We start from the raw sequence: 18,077 nt of genomic DNA on the forward strand, positions 1-18,077 counted from the left end.
CGGGCAAAATAGGCAAAAACGCCGCGAAGTTGAGCGGAATTCGGCGAAAGGCCAATGTGGTTTGATCTATGAAGGCCGCAACATTCCGCGTATCTTATTAGGACCGAACCGGCCGGTTGGCGGGGACTGGCGGTTCGAGATCTCGGAGGAAGACCCGCGGAGAAGTCGTGATGGCTAAAGGTACGGTCAAGTGGTTCAACCCGACGAAGGGTTATGGATTTATCCAGCCTGCGTCGGGCGGCAAGGATGTGTTCGTGCATATCTCGGCAGTGCAGAAAGCCGGCCTGTCCTCGCTCAACGAAGGACAGACGGTGGAATACGAAGAGATCGCAAACCGGGGCAAGACCTCCGCAGAAAACCTCAAAGTATAAGCCCGGCAGCCTATGCTGCCTCCCGGATTGAACCGGGAGCGGGCCAAGAAGATTTCAGAAGACGGCCAGTGCATTCGACGACGGGCGTTGCGACTGCACGAGGATAGCTATTTTGCCTTTGAAGACCGCTTGTTCGACGCCGCAGCAATGACAATCGCGACAGCATTTCGTTACTCCACCGGCAACGGTGCGTCGCGCTTGATCTCTTCCATCACTGCATAGGTCCGCGTCTCGCGCACCCCCGGCATCGACAGCAGGGTCTCGCCGAGAAAGCGTCGATAGGCGGTCATGTCCGCAAGCCGCGCCTTCACAAGATAGTCGAAGCCGCCTGCAACCATGTGACACTCCAGCACCTCGGGCGCGAGTTTCACCGCGCGGGCGAACCGCTCGAAATTGTCGGGCGTGGTCTTGTCGAGCAGCACCTCGACGAACACCAGCAAGCCGAGGCCAAGGCGGTGCGGATTGAGCCGTGCCCCATACCCCTCGACGAAGCCCTCACGCTGCAGGCGCTTCAGCCGCTCGCCGATCGACGTCGGCGACAGCCCGATGCGCTCGGCGAGCTCGACATTGGCGATTCGTCCGTCTTGCTGCAGAATCGCGAGGATCTTCCGGTCGGTTCGATCAAGTTCCATATTTTATACGGCTAAATATCCAATGGTGTTAATTTCCTAAGGCAATATGGCTAACTTGTCTATCGAACTACGGTCGCACCGGCTTTATCCTGAATTCAGGTCACAGGACACGCCATGCCGAACATCCCGCCCCCCTTCACCGCCCCCTACGCATCCGATGACGCCGAGATCGCCGCGCGCCTGTTGCCGGCGTCGCATCTCAGCCCGCCGCAGGAGGCGCGGATCAACCGCACCGCGACGCGGCTGATCGAGGCGATCCGCAAGCGCGACGACCGGCTTGGAGGGGTCGAGGACATGCTGCGGGAGTTCGCGCTCTCGACCAAGGAGGGCCTCGCCCTGATGGTGCTGGCGGAGGCGCTGCTGCGCGTGCCCGACGCGCGCACCGCCGACCGGTTCATCGAGGACAAGCTCGGCGAGGGCGATTTCATCCACCACGAGACCAGGTCCACGGCTTTCCTGGTCAACGCTTCGGCCTGGGCGCTCGGCCTGTCGGCGCGGGTGATCCAGCCCGGCGAGACGCCCGACGGCACCATCGGCCGGCTGGTGAAGCGGCTCGGCGCGCCGGCCGTGCGCACCGCGACGCGCCAGGCAATGCGGCTGATGGGCAATCATTTCGTGCTGGGCGAGACCATCGCGCAGGCGCTGGAGCGGGGCCGGCCGTGCTCCGGCCAGTCGCGCTACTCCTTCGACATGCTCGGCGAAGGCGCGCGCACGGCGGCCGACGCCACGCGCTATTTCGAAGCCTATGCCAGCGCGATTCAGACCATCGGCAAGGCCGCGGGCAGCTATCCCCTGCCCGACCGGCCCGGCATCTCCGTCAAGCTCTCGGCGCTGCATCCGCGCTTCGAGGCGATCAGCCACGCCCGCGTGATGCGCGAGCTGGTGCCGCAACTGCTGGACCTCGCGCAGCGCGCCAAGGCGCATGACCTGAATTTCACCGTCGATGCCGAGGAAGCCGACCGGCTGGAGCTGTCGCTCGACGTGATCGCGGCAACGCTCGCCGATCCCTCGCTCAGCGGCTGGGACGGATTTGGCCTGGCCATCCAGGCCTATCAGAAGCGCGCCAGCGCCGTGATCGACCATGTCGATGCGCTCGCCCGCGCCCACGATCGAAAGCTCATGGTGCGGCTGGTCAAGGGCGCCTATTGGGACACCGAGATCAAGCGCGCGCAGGAGCGCGGGCTCGACGGCTATCCCGTGTTCACGCGCAAGGCGATGACAGATCTGAACTACGTCGCCTGCGCTGCAAAGCTGCTCGCCCTGCGGCCGCGCATCTTCCCGCAATTCGCCACCCACAACGCGCTGACGGTCGCGACCGTGCTGGAACTCGCCGGGGACTTTGGCGGCTTCGAATTCCAGCGCCTGCACGGCATGGGCGAAGCGCTCTACGAGCAGCTTGCCAAGGATCACCCCGATATTGCCTACCGCACTTATGCGCCGGTCGGCAGCCATCGGGACCTGCTCGCTTATCTGGTGCGGCGGCTCCTGGAAAACGGCGCCAACTCCTCCTTCGTGGCGCAGGCCGCCGATGAACGCGTGCCTGTAACGGCGCTGTTGCAGCGTCCCGCGGATGCCATCGTCCGGCCGCAAGCGGCAACGCATCCGAAGATTCCATTGCCGGCCGACCTGTTCGCGCCAGAGCGGCGCAATTCGCGCGGCGTCGAGTTCGGCGCGCGCGCCGCGCTCCACCAGTTGCTGACGGACGTCAAGGCGGAGACGGCCGACCTCAAGCCGATCGCCGATGCAACGCCGGATCAGGCCAACGCAGCTGTGACTGCTGCGCGCGCGGGCTTTGCCGCCTGGAGCCGGACGCCAGCGGGCACGCGCGCGGCCGCGCTGGAGCAGGCTGCGCATTTGCTGGAGAGCCGCGGCGCGCATTTCATCGCGCTGCTGCAAGCCGAAGGCGGCAAGACGCTCGACGACGCGCTCTCGGAGCTGCGCGAGGCCGTCGATTTCTGCCGCTATTATGCCGCGCAAGGCCGCAAGCTGTTCGGCAGCGAGACGGCGATGCCGGGCCCGACCGGCGAAAGCAATGCGCTCGCCTTGCGCGGCCGCGGCGTCTTCGTGGCGATCTCGCCGTGGAATTTCCCGCTGGCGATCTTCCTCGGGCAGGTCACGGCGGCTCTGATGGCCGGCAACAGCGTCGTGACAAAACCTGCCGAGCAGACCCCGCGCATCGCGCGCGAGGCCGTCGCCCTGCTGCACGAGGCCGGCATCCCCGCGAGCGCGCTGCACCTCGTCACCGGCGACGGAAGCATCGGCGCGGTGCTGACCGCACACCGGAATATCGCCGGTGTCGTCTTCACCGGCTCGACCGAGGTGGCGCGCGCCATCAACCGGTCGCTCGCCGCCAAGGACGGGCCGATCGTGCCGCTGATCGCGGAAACCGGCGGCATCAACGCCATGATCGCGGATGCGACCGCGCTGCCAGAGCAGGTCGCCGACGACGTCGTCACATCTGCGTTCCGCTCGGCCGGCCAGCGCTGCTCGGCGCTGCGGCTGCTGTTCGTGCAGGAAGATGTCGCCGACCGCATGATCGAGATGATCGCCGGCGCTGCGCGCGAATTGAAGATCGGTGATCCCTCCGACGTCGCAACCCATGTCGGCCCGGTGATCGACATGGAAGCCAAGCAGCGGCTTGATGCGCATATCGCGCGAATGACGGCCGAGGCGAAGCTGCACTTTGCCGGCACCGCGCCGGAAGGCTGCTTCGTCGCGCCGCACATCTTCGAACTCAAGGACGCCGGCCAGCTGACCGAGGAGGTCTTTGGTCCGATCCTGCATGTCGTGCGCTACCGCGCCGAAAACCTCGAGCGCGTCCTGACCGCGATCGAGCGCACCGGCTACGGGCTCACGCTCGGCATCCACTCCCGCATCGACGACACGGTCGAGGCGATCATCGACCGGGTCCAGGTCGGCAACATCTATGTCAACCGCAACATGATCGGCGCCGTGGTCGGCGTGCAGCCATTCGGCGGCAACGGCCTGTCGGGAACCGGCCCCAAGGCCGGCGGACCGCACTATCTGTCGCGCTTCGCCACGGAACAGACCGTGACGATCAACACCGCAGCCGCCGGCGGCAACGCCGCCCTGCTTGCGGGGGGTGAGTGAAGCCCTGCGCCTGACGCCGTTGCATCCCGGCAAAACATCGGTCTAATGCTGCCATGATCTGGCCCGCGCCAATTCCAGCGCGCGGGAAACAACAAGAGCGAGGGAGCTACGCCGCGATGGAAAAGGGCATTTTTGCAGGCCTGAAGGTTCTGGACTGCGCGAGCTTCATCGCAGCGCCCGCGGCCGCGACCGTGCTGTCGGATTTCGGCGCCGACGTCGTCAAGATCGAGCCGCCCGGCGCCGGCGATCCCTACCGCAATCTGCCCAACATTCCAGGCTATCCAAGCAGCGAGCACAATTTCGCCTGGCTGCTGGAGGCCCGCAACAAGAAGAGCATCGCGCTCGACCTCGCGAAGCCCGAGGCGCAGGCCGTGCTCTACAAGCTGGTGGAGGAGGCCGACGTCTTCATCACCAACATGCCGCCGCCGGTGCGCGCCAAGCTCGGCATCACCTATGACCACCTCGCCCATCTCAACGACCGGCTGATCTACGCCTCCTTTACCGGCTACGGCGAAAAGGGCGAGGAGGCCAACAAGCCCGGCTTCGACAGCAACGCCTATTGGGCGCGCTCCGGCCTGATGGACCTCGTCCGCGCCGACACCCACACCACGCCGGCCCGCTCGGTGGCCGGCATGGGTGATCATCCCTGCGCCATGGCGTTCTACGGCGCCATCGTCACCGCGCTCTATCAGCGCGAGAAGACGGGCAAGGGCTCGCATGTTGCCTCCAATTTGATGGCGAACGGGGTGTGGGCCGCGAGCGTGCTGGCGCAGGCAAAGCTGTGCGGCGCCAAGTTCGCCGAGCGGCGGCCTCGCGAACGTGCGCTCAATGCGGTCGCCAACCACTATCAGTGCAAGGACGGCCGCTGGCTGATCCTGTCGCTGCTGAGCGAGGAGAAACAGTTTCCCACGTTGGCCAGGTGCCTTGGCCGCGAGGACCTCATCACCGATCCGCGCTTCGCCACCAAGGCCGATCGTCACGCCCGCTCGGTCGAGCTGATCAAGATCTTCGACGAGACCTTTGCGACCAGGGATCTCGCCGAATGGCGCAAGATCCTCGACGGCAACGGCCTCGTGTTCGGCATCGTCGGCATTTTGGACGACATCCCGAACGACAAGCAGATGCTCGACAACGAGGTGCTGGTGCCGTTCGAGAACGACACCATGCTCACTATCTCCAGTCCGATCTGGATCGACGGCGCCAAGAAAGTCCAGCCGCGCAAGCCGCCCGGCGTCGGCGAGCACAGTGACGAGATTTTGCGCGGGGCGGGATACGACGAGGCCGCGATCAAGCAGCTGAAGTCGTCGGGCGCCGTGGGATAAGCCGCATTACTTCAGCGCGATCAAGCCGCCCACCAACTCCAACAGCTCCGCCTTCGCCTCACGGCGAAAGCCGGCTTTGGGCGTGGCGAGTTGACGAAACAGCAAGCCGATCAACGCCGAGACGAACAACTCGGCGTGGCGGCGTGGGTTTGGTGACTTCGCCGCCTTCAACGCAAGCTCGGCACTCTGCCGCCACGTGTCAAACCACTCGGCAACGACCGGCCGATAGCGCTGTTGCCTCGCCGCGGCCAGGAAGGCCTCATAGCATGCGATATGCGTCTCGGCTTCGGTGCTGAGCTCGCGGACGTAGAAGTCAACCAGGGCATCGATCCAGGCCTCGACCTCGAATGCCTTGTCCTGAAGGCTGAGGGCCAACGCACGCAGCCGGCCCACCTCGCGCGCCAGGGCGAACTGCAGCGCCGCCTCGACCAGCGCATCTCGGGTTCCGAAATGATGCGTGACCGCACCGAGCGAAACCCCTGCCTCGGCCGCGACCGCCCGGTGGGTCACGCCGTCGAGCCCATGTCGCCCGATGATGCGTAAAGTTGCCCCCATCAGGAGCCGCTGGCCCGACTCTGATTTTGGGTTTCTGCTCATCCAGCCCCGCTCTTGACCGATTACAGAACAAATGTTCTGTTATACGGATCGTATGTAATACCGTTATCCAGGCTTCGTCGGCAAGGAGCGTACAAATGCCCAGCTACCGCCTTCACTATTTCCCCGAGTCAGGCAACAGCTACAAGCTCGCGCTGATGCTGACGATGTGCGGTAAGCGGTTCGAGCCGGTCTGGACCGATTTTGCCGGCGGCATCACCCGCACGGCGGACTGGCGCAGGACCGTGAACGAGATGGGTGAAATCCCGGTGCTCGAGATCGACAATCTGAAGATGACGCAGACCGCGCCGCTCCTGCTCAAGCTCGCCGACCAATACGGCCGTTTCGGCGGCGAGACGCCGGAGGAGAAATTCGAGCTGATGCGCTGGCTGTTCTGGGACAACCACAAGCTCACGGGCTACATGGCGGCCTACCGTTACATGCGCACGTTCATACCCGATGGCGATCCGCAGGTGCTGAAGTATTTCCGGCGCAGGCTCGACGATTTCATCGGCATCCTCGAGCAGCACCTTGCCCGCAACGCTTTTGCGATCGGCGGAAACCCGACGGTCGCCGACTTTTCCATGATGGCCTATCTGCATTATCCGAGTGACGAGCACGGCTACGATTTCGCGCAGAGCCATCCCGCCATTCATGCCTGGCTCGGCCGCATGGCCGCACTTCCCGGCTGGAAACCGGCCTATGAGCTGCTGCCGGGCCGGCGGATGACGAAATACGCGAAGTGAAAGGGGCTCGCGTTGGACGCTCAGAAACGTCATGGCCGGGCTTGTCCCGGCCATCCACGATCTTGAGCGCGGATACGAGAACGTGGATGCCCGGGACAAGCCCGGGCATGACGACGAGAAAGCGTCGCTACCTCAACGCCAGCCAGCCGAGCGTGAACAGGATCCCGCCGACGATCACGACCGCCACGATGGCCGAGATGCTGACGCGAGCGCTGCCAGCGACCTGCTTGGCTTCCTCATTGCGCGCAATCTCGAGATTACGCTCCTTGTTGGCGCCGCTGGTATCCGTCATGGGTCATCCAAATCGGTTTTCTTGCTAACGCGTCTTGATGAAGCACATGCCGATGCGGCGCGAGGCCGCGGCAGCCTGACAGGCGAGACCTTTAGCACAGCTCCATGACATGAAACTCCTGTCGCCCGTTTCCGATCCCGCGTCTGGCAAAGAACAATGCGCGCCCCAGCCGTCCTGATATTCGGTGCCGGCGAGCTCCCGGCTGCCGCGCGTTTGCGGCCGGCTCGCAAATCCGCGTGAGAAATCAGGGCGTTTGCCCGCGGCGAACGCGGTCAGGATGTCGCGGCGACGGAGCTGGTCGCCGACAAAATGCGGCGAGGCCGGCACGATGGTGGAATTGGACGGTTTGTCCGCCAGCCAGTCGACGCCCGGAAAATGGAAGCCGCCGATGCCGCGGGTCTGATGGCAGCCGGCACAGGTGACGTCGTTGAGACGACGCTGGAAGCCCGCGACCGAGCGGACGTTCTGCATGTCCCCGCGCGCTGCAGCCTGCTTCAGCGCGTTGACCACGTCGCTGTCGGTAAAGACGGGCTCGCCTTTGCCTTCCCCCTGCATCATGCCGAACTCCGGCTGCATCGCGGAAGCATCGAGGCCGGCGGGCGTCGGCACGACCGCGGCCCTGGCCAGAAACTTTTCGGGGATCAGCACCGTGCCGCGATCGAATGCGCGAAGATTTTCCGGCGCAAGCAGCCAATCCCTAAAATCGCGCCGGAGGTCATTGTCGACCAAAATCCTGTTACGGTCGATCTGGTTCTCCAGCGTCGATTCCTCGAATGTCTTCGTGGCGGCATTGTACTTGAAGACCTTCAGCAGATAGTCCGAACGAAAATCGTGCAGCGCCGATTTCGGCGCGATCGAGATCTGGATGTTGGTCTCGATGCGGTCGAGCATGGCATCGTCGGGATGCGAGCTGCTGCCGATCAGCCCTTGCCAGTCGCCATTGTCGAGCCAGCGCCGCGCGACCTCGGTGCAACTCACGGGCTTGCCGTTCGAAGCGACCTGGCGGGGATCGCGCGCCTTCAGCACCAGATTGAACGTCATCGGCAGGCGCGTTGCCGTCGTGATCCCATCCGGCCCGGCGTCGAAACGTGCCAGACGGTAGATCAGCCGGATCTCGCCGCAGGACTCTTCCGACACGTAAGCGCGGTCCATGCGATTGACGATACCGGCGAGCACGAAACGCGTGTTGGCGGATGTCAGGTTGGCGCGGTCGAACAGCTGGACGTCGAAGCCTTCGCCGACGCCGATGGTCTCGGTCGGATAGGCCGCTGTCTGCCGGGTGATATAGCGCTCGAACTCAGCATCGATCGCTGGGGGAATGTCCTTCAGCTGTGGCAGCGACGCGAACAGCAAGTCGGTCGCGAGCGGAGAATTTGCGTTCCGCTCCGGCCACAGCAGCCGCGAGATCGTGAGTGTGTCGCCCTGATCGAGCTTGCGGAGGAAATCGGGATCGGTGATCACCGTGCCGCGCGTGTACGATGCGTTCTCCGCGGCCGAAAGCGAAATAGCGCCGCCCAACACGGCGACGACGGCAACGAGAATTCGCAACGCGCGGCTCATGCTTCCAGTAACACCGCGCGTGCCGGCCTATTCAAGCAAAAAGGCGCTTCACATGGTGGTGAAGCGCCCCTCTGGAAATCAGATATCGAACGCTCAGCGCGCGACGATCAGGCCCTTGCTGGTGACCACCACCCAGCGGCCGTCCTGACGGCGGATCGCATCGACACGGCCGACGCCAGGAATGGGGTCGCCGGCATAGACCTCGTAGAGGCCGCCGCGGCCTTCGATCAGCGCGCCACCGTTGGCGACGTTGCGCAGCACCCAGCCTTCGACCGTCGGCAGACGGCCGACCTCGGTCCTGGGCGCGGCGGGCGCCGGGGCCGATGCAGCGCCAGCGGTCGCAACCTGGGTCGGCGCGATCGAGCCGGTGGTCTCCCTGGCGGGAGCCGCTGCGGCCTGCGAAGCGGCGGCGGGCGGCGTCGCACGGAGCTTGTCCACGGTCTCTGACAGCTTTGCGATCTTGGCCATCGGCTCGGCCTGCGCCTTCTCGAGCTTGTCGAGTCGGTCGTTGGTCCGGTTGAACTGACCAAGGCCGGTCTTGGAGGTGTGCTCGACATTCGCCTTCAGCGCCACGAGATCGGCGTCAATCCGGGCAACGGAGGATTCCAGCGCGCTGGTGTCGGCCACCTGCGCCGGCGCAGGGGCTGCGAAATGCATCATGCCGGCGGTCGCAAGCGCGCCGCTGATCGCGCCGACACTGGCGGCAATCGCCACCACCGCAGCCATCGCCGACAGGCGGCGCTTGTCGCCAGTCTCGCGCGGCGCATCCGCCTTCACATGCGGGGCAAACTCCTCGCGATCCCAGGAACGCTCGGACGGCGCCATGACGATGAGCTTGCCGAGCTTCGGTTCGGGCTTGGTCTCGGCCTTCGCTTCCACCTTGGCCTCGAGCTTGGGCGGCTCGACCTTGACGGGATCCGGCTTGGGCGGCGCCTCGTGGTCAGGGGCGATCGAGGGAGCCTCGATCCCGGCAGCTTCGAAAGCCTGCGGCGCGCTCGCAGCTTCGTCGACGCTGGTCTGCTCACCGGTCTGTTGGGCAGCCTGCTCAGCCATTGGTTCGCTCACGGCTCAAATACTCCACACTGGATTGACCTTTTGGTAACTTTCATTGCTTGCGAAATCCTTACCTTAGGACCCGCTTACCGAAATTTTAGGAAGTCTTCCGGGGCCGAATTAGGCCGGGAAAGTGGAACCGGTGTGGCGGGCGTGAAACAGTTTGTAACCGGGGCAAGATGAACGGCCGCGGAATAGCTGCCTCCACATCGTCATTGACGGCTTGGATGACCGGCCCGCGCTCACATGACCAGCGGCGCATCCGGCAGTTCGTTCACATGCGGCCCCTGCGGCGGGAAATGCCGCGACAGCTCGCGCGATACAGCTGCGATGCCACCGATCACGCCGCGCTCGAACTGGCCGGAGGCGAACTCGGCTTCCATGGCGCGGCAGATGCTCTCCCAACCCTCGCCGCCGACCTTTGCGTGAATGCCGCGGTCGGCCACGATCTCGACGTCGCGATCGGCGAGCAGGAGATAGATGAGGACACCGTTGTTGTGCGCGGTGTCCCAGATGCGCAGATGCGAGAACACGTCGAGCGCACGCGCGCGGGCCGGCTGGTTGCGGAACAGCGGCGCGCCATCGAGCGCGCCTTCGACGACGAAGCGGACCTGGCCGGAATGGGTGGCCTCGCCCTGCCTGATCGCCTGCTCGATGCGGGCGAGCACGGCGGGCGGAAAGATCTGCTTCGCTCGCCAATGATGCTGCACCAGATGTCTGGCAATACGCTTGATGCTCATGACCGCTACCAGCTCCCCGAGGCGCCGCCGCCGCCAAAACTGCCCCCGCCGCCGCTGAAGCCGCCGCTGCTCGACGAGCCGCTGCTCCAGCCGCCTCCCGAAGAACCGCTCGACCACGAGCCGCGGCGCGAGGATCCCGAGCTTGGGCCGATCGCTGCAAACAGATCGGCAATGAACCCGATGACGAAACCGAGCGCGCCGAGAGCAAGGGCAATCGAGAAGGAACCGAGAATGAACCAGCTCAGCACGGCGATGACGCCGCCGGTCGCCAACGATCCGAGCAACCGCCCCAGCATGGCACGGAAGAACCCGCCCACGCCCAGAGAGGCGAACAGCGTCACGATGAAGAGCGGTGCGAGATCGTCCAGATTGCCGAAATTCACGGTCGGCGAGGGAACCGGCAACGGCTCGCCGTCGATCACGCGGATCATCCGATCGACGCCATCGGAGATGCCGCCGGCGAAATCGCCAGTCCTGAATTTGGGCGTGATGATCTCGTCGATGATGCGCCGCGAGGTCACGTCGGTGAGCACGCCTTCGAGGCCGTAGCCGACCTCGATGCGCAAATGCCGGTCGTTCTTGGCAACAACGAGGATCGCGCCGTCGTCGACCTTCTTGCGGCCGATCTTCCATGCCTCGGCAACGCGGATCGAAAATTGCTCGATCGTCTCCGGCTGCGTCGTCGGCACGATCAGGACGGCGATCTGGCTGCCCTTGCGGGTCTCGAAGTCACGCAGCTTCTGCGCGAGCGCGGCGATGTCGCCGCTGGAGAGCGTGCCGGTCTGATCGACGACGCGGCCAGTGAGCTCGGGGACGGCGACGTCGGCCGCGGCGGGGAGGACGAAGGCGAAGGTGAGGAGGAGTGTGACGACGGCTATCGCCCGCCACAACCTCGCTGTCATCGTCCGGCTTGGCCGGGCGATCCAGTATTCCAGGGACGCCGGCGGGATGCGGAGAAGCCGCGGCGTACTGGATTCCCCGCCTTCGCGGGGAATGACAGTGGTGGGTGGGGCGAGGCGCATCCGCAAAACGGCGCGCTACTTGGACGGCGCGGGGGCCGGGTTGAAATCAACCTTCGGCGCGGTCGAGATTTCCTTCTCGTTCTCGACCGAGAAATTCGGCTTCTCCTTGTAGCCGAACACCATCGCGGTAAGGTTGCTCGGGAAGGAGCGGATAGTGACGTTATACTCCTGCACCGCCTTGATGTAGCGGTTGCGCGCCACCGTGATGCGGTTCTCGGTACCTTCGAGCTGCGACATCAGGTCCTTGAACAGCGCGTCCGATTTGAGCTGCGGGTAATTCTCGGTGACGACGAGCAGGCGCGAGAGCGCGCTGGAGAGTTCGCCCTGGGCGGCCTGGAATTTCTGGAAGGCTGCGGGGTCGTTCAGCACCTCCGGCGTCGCCTGGATGCTGCCGACCTTGGCGCGCGCATTGGTGACGCCGAGCAGCACGTCCTTCTCCTGCTGGGCAAAGCCCTTCACCGAGTTGACGAGATTGGGCACGAGATCGGCGCGGCGCTGATACTGGTTCACGACCTCGGACCAGTTGGCCTTGATCTGCTCGTCCTCGCTCTGGATCGCGTTGTAGCCGCAATTGGTCAAGCTGAGCGAGGCGAGCGCCGCCAGCATGGTGAGGATCTTGCGCATCAAATTTCTCCCGGTGGAATCGGGGGCAACCTAGCAGATTGCGCACGAAAAGCAGCCGATTTACGCAAGCCTCCTGCCTATCCCCTTGCCTATCTCTGGCCGACATAGTCAACTTGACGGAACAATAAGACAGACTGGAAACGCTGAGGGGGAACGCGATGTCCTCGTTCGATACCATCCTCGTGGAACGGCCGGAGCCGGCGATCGCCCGGATCGTGATGAACCGGCCCGATGCGCGCAACGCGCAGAACCTGCAAATGACCTACGACCTCAATGCCGCCTTTGACGACGCGGTGCAGGACGACGCGGTCAAGGTCATCATCCTCGCCGGCAACGGGCCGCACTTCTCCTCCGGCCACGACCTCCGCCCCGGTGGCAAGAATGCCGCAGGCGTCGATTTTCCGCCGGTGGGAAATTGGGGCGGCTTTGCCGAACCCAACGCGCACGGCCGCTTCGCACGTGAGCAGGAAATCTATCTCCAGATCACGCGCCGCTGGCGCAACCTCGCCAAGCCGACCATTGCCGAGGTGCACGGCAAGTGCATCGCCGGCGGCCTGATGCTGGCATGGGCCTGCGACCTCATCGTCGCCAGCGACGATGCGCAGTTCTGCGACCCCGTGGTCACCATGGGCGTCTGCGGCGTCGAATGGTTCGTGCATCCCTGGGAGCTCGGGCCGCGCAAAGCCAAGGAATTCCTGTTCACCGCCGACAGCTGGAGCGCCGAGGAGGCGCATCAGCTCGGTATGGTGAACCAGGTCGTGCCGCGCGCGGAGTTGTCGGCGCGCGTGCTGGATCTGGCGCGCCGGATCGCATCGAAGCCGTCGTTTGCACTGAAGCTGACCAAGGAAGCCGTCAACCGCTCGGTCGATGTGATGGGCCAGCCGGCCGCGATCGACCAGGCCTTTGCGCTGCATCAGCTCTGTCACGCTCACAATCTTCAGGAGTTCGGCATGGTGGTCGATCCATCCGGACTGCATCCCTCCGTGCGCAAGCCGCCGGCGGCCGCGGAGTAGAGCCATGGACCTCAATCTCAGTGACGAGCAACGCCTGTTGCGCGAGAGCGCGGAGCGCTTCGTTGCCGAAAGCTACGATGCCGATCACCGTCGCAAGACGGCGAACGATCCGCTCGGCTTCAGCCCTGCGGTGTGGAAGCAGTTCGCCGAACTCGGCTGGCTGGCGCTGCCGATCCCTGAGGAGTTTGGCGGACTCGGCGGCGGCGCGGTCGAGATCGGTATTCTGATGGAAGCCTTCGGCCGCGGGCTGGTGTCCGAGCCTTATGTCGCGACGGTGGTGCTCGGAGCCGGACTGATCGACCGATGCGGCAGCCCAACTCAGAAGCAGGCAATCCTGCCTGAGATCTCGGGCGGATCATTGAAGCTTGCCTTCGCCCATTCCGAGCGCGCGGCGCGGTTCGACCTCGCCAAGGTCGCGACCGCTGCCAGCAAGACGGCGCAAGGCTGGCGTCTTTCCGGCAGCAAGATCGCCGTGCTCGACGGCCACGCCGCCGACGAGATCATCGTCTCCGCGCATATTCACGATCACAAGGGGCCATCGGGACGGATCGGACTGTTCCTGGTGACGGCAACGGCGCCGGGTGTAGCCGTCAGCGACTATGAGCGCCTCGGCGGCGGGCGCGCCTGCAACATCGAACTGTCCGACGTGCATCTGCCGGAGGATGCGCTGCTCGGCGATGGGCACGACGCACTACCGGCGATCGAATGGGCCGTCGATCGCGCCATGGCCGCGCTCGGCGCAGAGGCCGTCGGCATCATGCAGGTGCTGCTCGACACCACGCTGGAGTACACCAAGATCCGCAAGCAGTTCGGCCGGCCGCTCTCCGCCAACCAGGTGATCCGTCACCGGCTCGCCGATATGGCGATGCAGGTCGACGAGTCACGCTCGATGGCGTTGCGCGCCGCGCTGAAGGTTGACAGTCCGCCGGTCGAGCGCGCACGGGCGGCGTCGGGCGCGAAGGCGAAGATCGGCAAATGCGCGCGCTTCGTCGGCGAGCAGTCGATCCAGCTCCACGGCGGCATGGGCGTCACCGAGGAGCTCGAGGTCGGCGCCTATTTCAAGCGGCTGGTCGCCTTCGACACCCTGTTCGGCGGCAGCGCGCATCATTATGGCCGCCACGCCCGGCTTGGCCGCACCATCGTCCCCGCCTGACACCAGGAGCGCATCATGGACCTGTCGTTCAATGCCGAGGAGCGCGCCTTCCAGGACGAGGTGCGCGGTTTCATTGCCAAAAATCTCACCGAGGAGATGAAGCGCGCCACCGCGCTGACGCCCTCGGTGTTCTCCGACCCCGACATCGGCATGGCCTGGCAGCGCGTACTGCACAGCCGCGGCTGGGGCGCGCCGGGCTGGCCGGTCGAATACGGCGGCCCGGACTGGACGCCGGCGCAGCGCTGGATTTTCGAGACGGAAAGCGCGCGGGCCGGCGCGCCGAATGTCAACGTGATGGGCGTGAAGATGGTCGGGCCCGTCATCATCGGCTTCGGTTCGCCCGAGCAGAAGAATTTCTACCTGCCGCGGATTCTCTCCGGCGAAGACTATTGGTGCCAGGGCTATTCCGAGCCAGGCTCGGGCTCCGATCTGTCCTCGTTGAAGACGCGCGCCGTGCGCGACGGCGACGACTACATCATCAACGGCACCAAGATCTGGACCACCCATGCCCATCATGCCAACCGCATGTTCGCGCTGGTGCGCACCAGCGACGGGCCGCGACAGCAGGACGGCATCAGCTTCATCCTGATCGACATGAAGACGCCAGGCATCACCACGCGGCCGATCCTGACCATCGGCGGCGACCACGAGGTCAACCAGGTGTTCTTCGACGACGTGCGCGTGCCCGTCGCCAACCGCGTCGGCGATGAAGGCAAGGGCTGGACCTACGGCAAATATCTGCTCGAGTTCGAGCGCGGCTCGGGGATCGCCTCGGCAAAGCTGCGCGAGGGGCTGAAGGCGATTGCGGATCTTGCCGAGTCGGACCTGACGGGACGCGCGATCGACAGCCCCGACATCGCGACGCGCATCTCGGAGGTCGAGGTCGACATCGACGCGCTGGAGATGACCGAGCTGCGGGTGCTCTCGGCGCTCCAGACTGGCCAAAATCCCGGCGCGGTGTCGTCGATCCTGAAGCTGCGCAACAGCGAGATCCGCCAAGCCGTGACGCGGCTCGGGGTCGACGTGATCGGCCACGACGCGCTCGCCGTCGAGCCGATGCGCCCGCTCTACAGGCTCAACCACGAGCCGCCGACACCCGAGGACATGCTGACAGTCTTGCCGGAATATCTCAACGGCCGGGCCTATACGATCTTCGGCGGCACCTCGGAGATCCAGCGCGACATCATCGCGAAGATGATGCTGGGGATTTGAGGGCTGTAGCCCGGATGGAGCGACATTCTCCGCTGTCGTCCCCGCGAAGGCGGGGACCCATAACCACAGGCGGACGTGGTTACGGGGACTCGGAGTTGTCAGCTTCCGCCACAACCACTCCCTGTGGTTATGGATCCCGGGTTCGCGCTTCCGCCTTCGCTCTTCGAGCTTCGGCGGACAAGTCGCGCGCCCCGGGACGACAGTTGAATGTGTCGCAACGGCTGCGTTCAGCCCGCCGCCTTCGCGTCCCGGATCGCCTTCCAGATCTTCTGCGGCGTCAGGGGCGTGTTGAGCTGGGTGATGCCGAGCTCGGCGAGCGCGTCCATCACGCCGTTGGTGACGCAGGGCGGGCCGCCGATGGCGCCGGATTCGCCGCAGCCCTTGGCGCCGAGCGGGTTGGTGCGGCAGGGGGCGGAATCATCCAGCGTCACCACGATGGGCGGCACGTCGTCGGCGCGCGGGATGCAATAGTCCTGGTAGCTCGCGGTCAGGAGCTGGCCGTCCGCATCGTAGGACACGCCTTCGTACAGCGCCTGGCCGATGCCCTGCGCGACGCCGCCATGGATCTGGCCGGTAACAAGCATCGGGTTCACGGCCACGCCGACGTCGTCGACGGTGGTGTAGCGCACCACCTTGGAGACGCCGGTCTCCGGATCGATCTCGACCTCGCAGATATGGGTGCCGTTCGGCCAGCTCGGACCGTCGACCTCACCTTCGGAATCGACGCTGAGCTTGGCGCCGCCTTCCTTCTCGGCCAAATCGAACAGGCTGATGCGGCGGTCGGTACCGACCACGGTCAGCATGCCGCCCTGGTACTCGATGTCCTCGACCGAGGTTTCCAGCACGTTCGCCGCCTTCTCGCGCGCCTTCTGGATCAGATCATTGGAGGAGACCGCAACAGCCGTACCCCCGACGAACAGCGAGCGCGAGCCGACGCTGCCAAACCCCTGCGCGAGATCGGTGTCGCCCTGCACGACGTCGATCTTGTCCATGGGGATGCCGAGCGTATCGGAGATCATCTGGGTGTAGGTGGTCTGCAGCCCCTGCCCCATTGCCATAGTGCCGGAATGCAGGATGACGCGGCCCTGCGAAGTCGCGTGCAGGCTGACCTTCTCGGTGTGGGCCCGGCCACCGGTCCATTCGATGTAGGAGGTGAGGCCGCGGCCGTAGAGCAGGCCCTTCTTCTTCGCGGCCTTCTTGCGCGCGGCAAAGCCGTCCCAGTCGGCGAGCTTTACGGCACGATCGAGCATGTGCGCGAACGCGCCGGAGTCGTAGACCTGTCCGGCGGCATTGGTGTAGGGCAGCTGCGCCGGCTTGATGTAGTTGGCCTTGCGGATCGCACGCGGATCCATGCCGATCTTGCGCGCGGCTGCGTCGAACAGGCGCTCGACGATGAAGACCGCCTCGGGGCGGCCCGCGCCGCGATAGGCACCGACCGGCGCGGTGTGGGTCATCACCGACTTCACTTCGAAATGCACCAGCGGTAGATCGTAGACGCCGGTCTGCACGAACGGGCCGAGCACCAGCGGAATGATGTTCGCCGCACCCGAAGAGTACGCGCCGGTGCAGCCGATCGACTTGACGCGATAGGCCAGCACCTTGCCCTTCTCGTCGAGCGCGAAGGACGCGGTCGAGGTCAGATCGCGGCCGTGGGTGCCGCCGACGAATTCGTCGGTGCGGTCGCCGCGCCAGCGGATCTTCCTGCTAAGCTTGGTCGCGGCGTAGGCGACGATGCCGTCTTCCGGATAGAGATTGGTCTTCTGGCCGAACCCGCCGCCGATATCGCCGACCAGCACGCGGACGCTGTCCTTGGGTCGCTTCAGCACGGCTTCCGCCAGCACGTCGTGGGTCGAGGCCGGGGTCTGCGACTGCACATGCAGCAGGAGACGGCCGGTCTTCTTGTCGATCTCGGCAATGGTCGAGCGCGGCTCCATCGCGGAGGGCACGAGACGCTGGCTGACGATATCCAGCTCGACGGTATGCGCGGCCTTGGCGAAGGCTTCATCCGCCTTGGCGGCATCGCCATAGCTCATCGCGCCGACGATGTTGTCGGGCGCCTCCGGCCAAACCACGGGCGCGCCCGGCTTGACGGCCTCGACGGGATCGACCACCGCAGGCTGAACGTCATATTCGACCACGATGGCTTCAGCCGCGCTCTGCGCCTCGCTGCGCGAGGATGCGACCACGGCGGCCACGGCTTCGCCGGCATAGCGCACGATTTCATGGGCGAGCAGGCGGCGCGGCGGCACCGTCATCGGCTTGCCGTCGGGACGCTTGAAGATGCTCAGCGTCGGGATGGTGCCGATGTCGTCCTTGACGAGGTCGGCGCCGGTGTAGATCGCGGCAACGCCGGGCATCTCGGCCGCGGCGCTGGTGTCGATCGAGACAAGCTTCGCGTGGGCGTGTGGCGAGCGCAGCACATGCAACCACAGCGCGCCCTCCTCCGGCTTGTCGTCGATGAACTGCCCCTTCCCGGTGAGCAGCCGCTGGTCTTCCAAACGCTTGACGGGCTGGCCCGCTCCGAAACGCAAATTGCCGGGAAGAATGTTCATTCCGCTGGGTCCTCAGAGTCTCTTGAAATGCGGCAGCCTTTTAGCGGATCGGGGCAGGCGAGACCAGCCGCGGTTTTGGG

At 65.2% G+C, this 18,077-nt stretch carries 16 protein-coding genes; 7 read left to right on the plus strand and 9 right to left on the minus strand.

Going from position 1 to position 18,077, the window contains the following annotated elements; translation table 11 throughout:
* The first annotated feature begins 170 nt into the window (after positions 1-170).
* Positions 171-371, plus strand: coding sequence for a cold-shock protein (locus FNV92_RS29320; protein WP_008134691.1), 201 nt, complete (start codon positions 171-173; stop codon positions 369-371).
* A gap of 170 nt (positions 372-541) precedes the next feature.
* On the opposite strand, the gene FNV92_RS29325 is transcribed toward FNV92_RS29320, so the two are convergent.
* On the minus strand, positions 542-1,003 hold the full coding sequence (locus FNV92_RS29325) for an Lrp/AsnC ligand binding domain-containing protein (protein WP_015688342.1): 462 nt from the start codon (positions 1,001-1,003) through the stop codon (positions 542-544).
* A 114-nt stretch (positions 1,004-1,117) separates the two neighbouring features.
* Here FNV92_RS29325 and putA point away from each other — a divergent pair, with 114 nt between their 5' ends.
* Together putA and FNV92_RS29335 are read left to right on the plus strand one after the other, a co-directional pair.
* On the plus strand, positions 1,118-4,114 hold the full coding sequence (gene putA / locus FNV92_RS29330) for a bifunctional proline dehydrogenase/L-glutamate gamma-semialdehyde dehydrogenase PutA (protein WP_143843490.1): 2,997 nt from the start codon (positions 1,118-1,120) through the stop codon (positions 4,112-4,114).
* 116 nt (positions 4,115-4,230) lie between these two features.
* On the plus strand, positions 4,231-5,436 hold the full coding sequence (locus FNV92_RS29335; RefSeq protein ID WP_143843489.1) for a CaiB/BaiF CoA transferase family protein: 1,206 nt from the start codon (positions 4,231-4,233) through the stop codon (positions 5,434-5,436).
* Positions 5,437-5,442: 6 nt separating this feature from the next.
* Here the strand turns inward: FNV92_RS29335 and FNV92_RS29340 are convergent, their stop codons facing one another.
* Entirely contained in the window at positions 5,443-6,033 is a 591-nt protein-coding gene (locus tag FNV92_RS29340) for a TetR/AcrR family transcriptional regulator (protein WP_244623610.1), read from the minus strand.
* A gap of 95 nt (positions 6,034-6,128) precedes the next feature.
* Between FNV92_RS29340 and FNV92_RS29345 the strand changes: the two genes are divergently transcribed.
* Positions 6,129-6,776: a glutathione S-transferase family protein gene (locus tag FNV92_RS29345; protein WP_143843488.1), complete on the plus strand. Its 648-nt coding sequence runs from the start codon at positions 6,129-6,131 to the stop codon at positions 6,774-6,776.
* Between the two features lie 127 nt (positions 6,777-6,903).
* On the opposite strand, the gene FNV92_RS29350 is transcribed toward FNV92_RS29345, so the two are convergent.
* The 6 genes from FNV92_RS29350 to FNV92_RS29375 form a co-directional block, all read right to left on the minus strand.
* Complete coding sequence (locus tag FNV92_RS29350; protein WP_168213508.1) at positions 6,904-7,068, minus strand: hypothetical protein; 165 nt, start codon at positions 7,066-7,068, stop codon at positions 6,904-6,906.
* 24 nt (positions 7,069-7,092) lie between these two features.
* Positions 7,093-8,628, minus strand: coding sequence for a P-loop NTPase family protein (locus FNV92_RS29355; protein ID WP_143843487.1), 1,536 nt, complete (start codon positions 8,626-8,628; stop codon positions 7,093-7,095).
* A 93-nt stretch (positions 8,629-8,721) separates the two neighbouring features.
* A complete protein-coding gene (locus tag FNV92_RS29360; RefSeq protein WP_168213507.1) occupies positions 8,722-9,681 on the minus strand; it encodes a hypothetical protein in 960 nt (319 codons plus the stop codon).
* A gap of 242 nt (positions 9,682-9,923) precedes the next feature.
* Complete coding sequence (locus FNV92_RS29365) at positions 9,924-10,421, minus strand: TPM domain-containing protein (RefSeq protein WP_015688350.1); 498 nt, start codon at positions 10,419-10,421, stop codon at positions 9,924-9,926.
* 5 nt (positions 10,422-10,426) lie between these two features.
* Positions 10,427-11,323: a TPM domain-containing protein gene (locus FNV92_RS29370; protein WP_168213506.1), complete on the minus strand. Its 897-nt coding sequence runs from the start codon at positions 11,321-11,323 to the stop codon at positions 10,427-10,429.
* Positions 11,324-11,458: 135 nt separating this feature from the next.
* Complete coding sequence (locus FNV92_RS29375; RefSeq protein WP_143843484.1) at positions 11,459-12,067, minus strand: LemA family protein; 609 nt, start codon at positions 12,065-12,067, stop codon at positions 11,459-11,461.
* A 158-nt stretch (positions 12,068-12,225) separates the two neighbouring features.
* On the opposite strand from FNV92_RS29375, the gene FNV92_RS29380 reads away from it, so the two are divergent.
* Genes FNV92_RS29380 through FNV92_RS29390 form a run of 3 tightly spaced genes read left to right on the plus strand, consistent with a single transcriptional unit; the run spans position 12,226 to position 15,445 of the window.
* Positions 12,226-13,080 carry an enoyl-CoA hydratase gene (locus tag FNV92_RS29380; protein WP_143843483.1) on the plus strand — a complete coding sequence of 285 codons (855 nt, stop codon included), beginning with the start codon at positions 12,226-12,228 and terminating at the stop codon, positions 13,078-13,080.
* Positions 13,081-13,084: 4 nt separating this feature from the next.
* The gene (locus FNV92_RS29385) at positions 13,085-14,233 is read left to right on the plus strand and encodes an acyl-CoA dehydrogenase family protein (RefSeq protein ID WP_143843482.1); all 1,149 of its coding nucleotides are present in this window, start codon (positions 13,085-13,087) and stop codon (positions 14,231-14,233) included.
* Between the two features lie 15 nt (positions 14,234-14,248).
* Entirely contained in the window at positions 14,249-15,445 is a 1,197-nt protein-coding gene (locus FNV92_RS29390; RefSeq protein ID WP_143843481.1) for an acyl-CoA dehydrogenase family protein, read from the plus strand.
* A gap of 227 nt (positions 15,446-15,672) precedes the next feature.
* Here FNV92_RS29390 and FNV92_RS29395 read toward each other — a convergent pair whose 3' ends face one another.
* Positions 15,673-17,997 (minus strand): xanthine dehydrogenase family protein molybdopterin-binding subunit, encoded by a 2,325-nt coding sequence (locus tag FNV92_RS29395; RefSeq protein WP_143843480.1) that lies wholly within the window; start codon positions 17,995-17,997, stop codon positions 15,673-15,675.
* Positions 17,998-18,077: the final 80 nt, after the last annotated feature.

The organism is Bradyrhizobium cosmicum, assembly GCF_007290395.2.
GTDB lineage: Bacteria > Pseudomonadota > Alphaproteobacteria > Rhizobiales > Xanthobacteraceae > Bradyrhizobium > Bradyrhizobium cosmicum.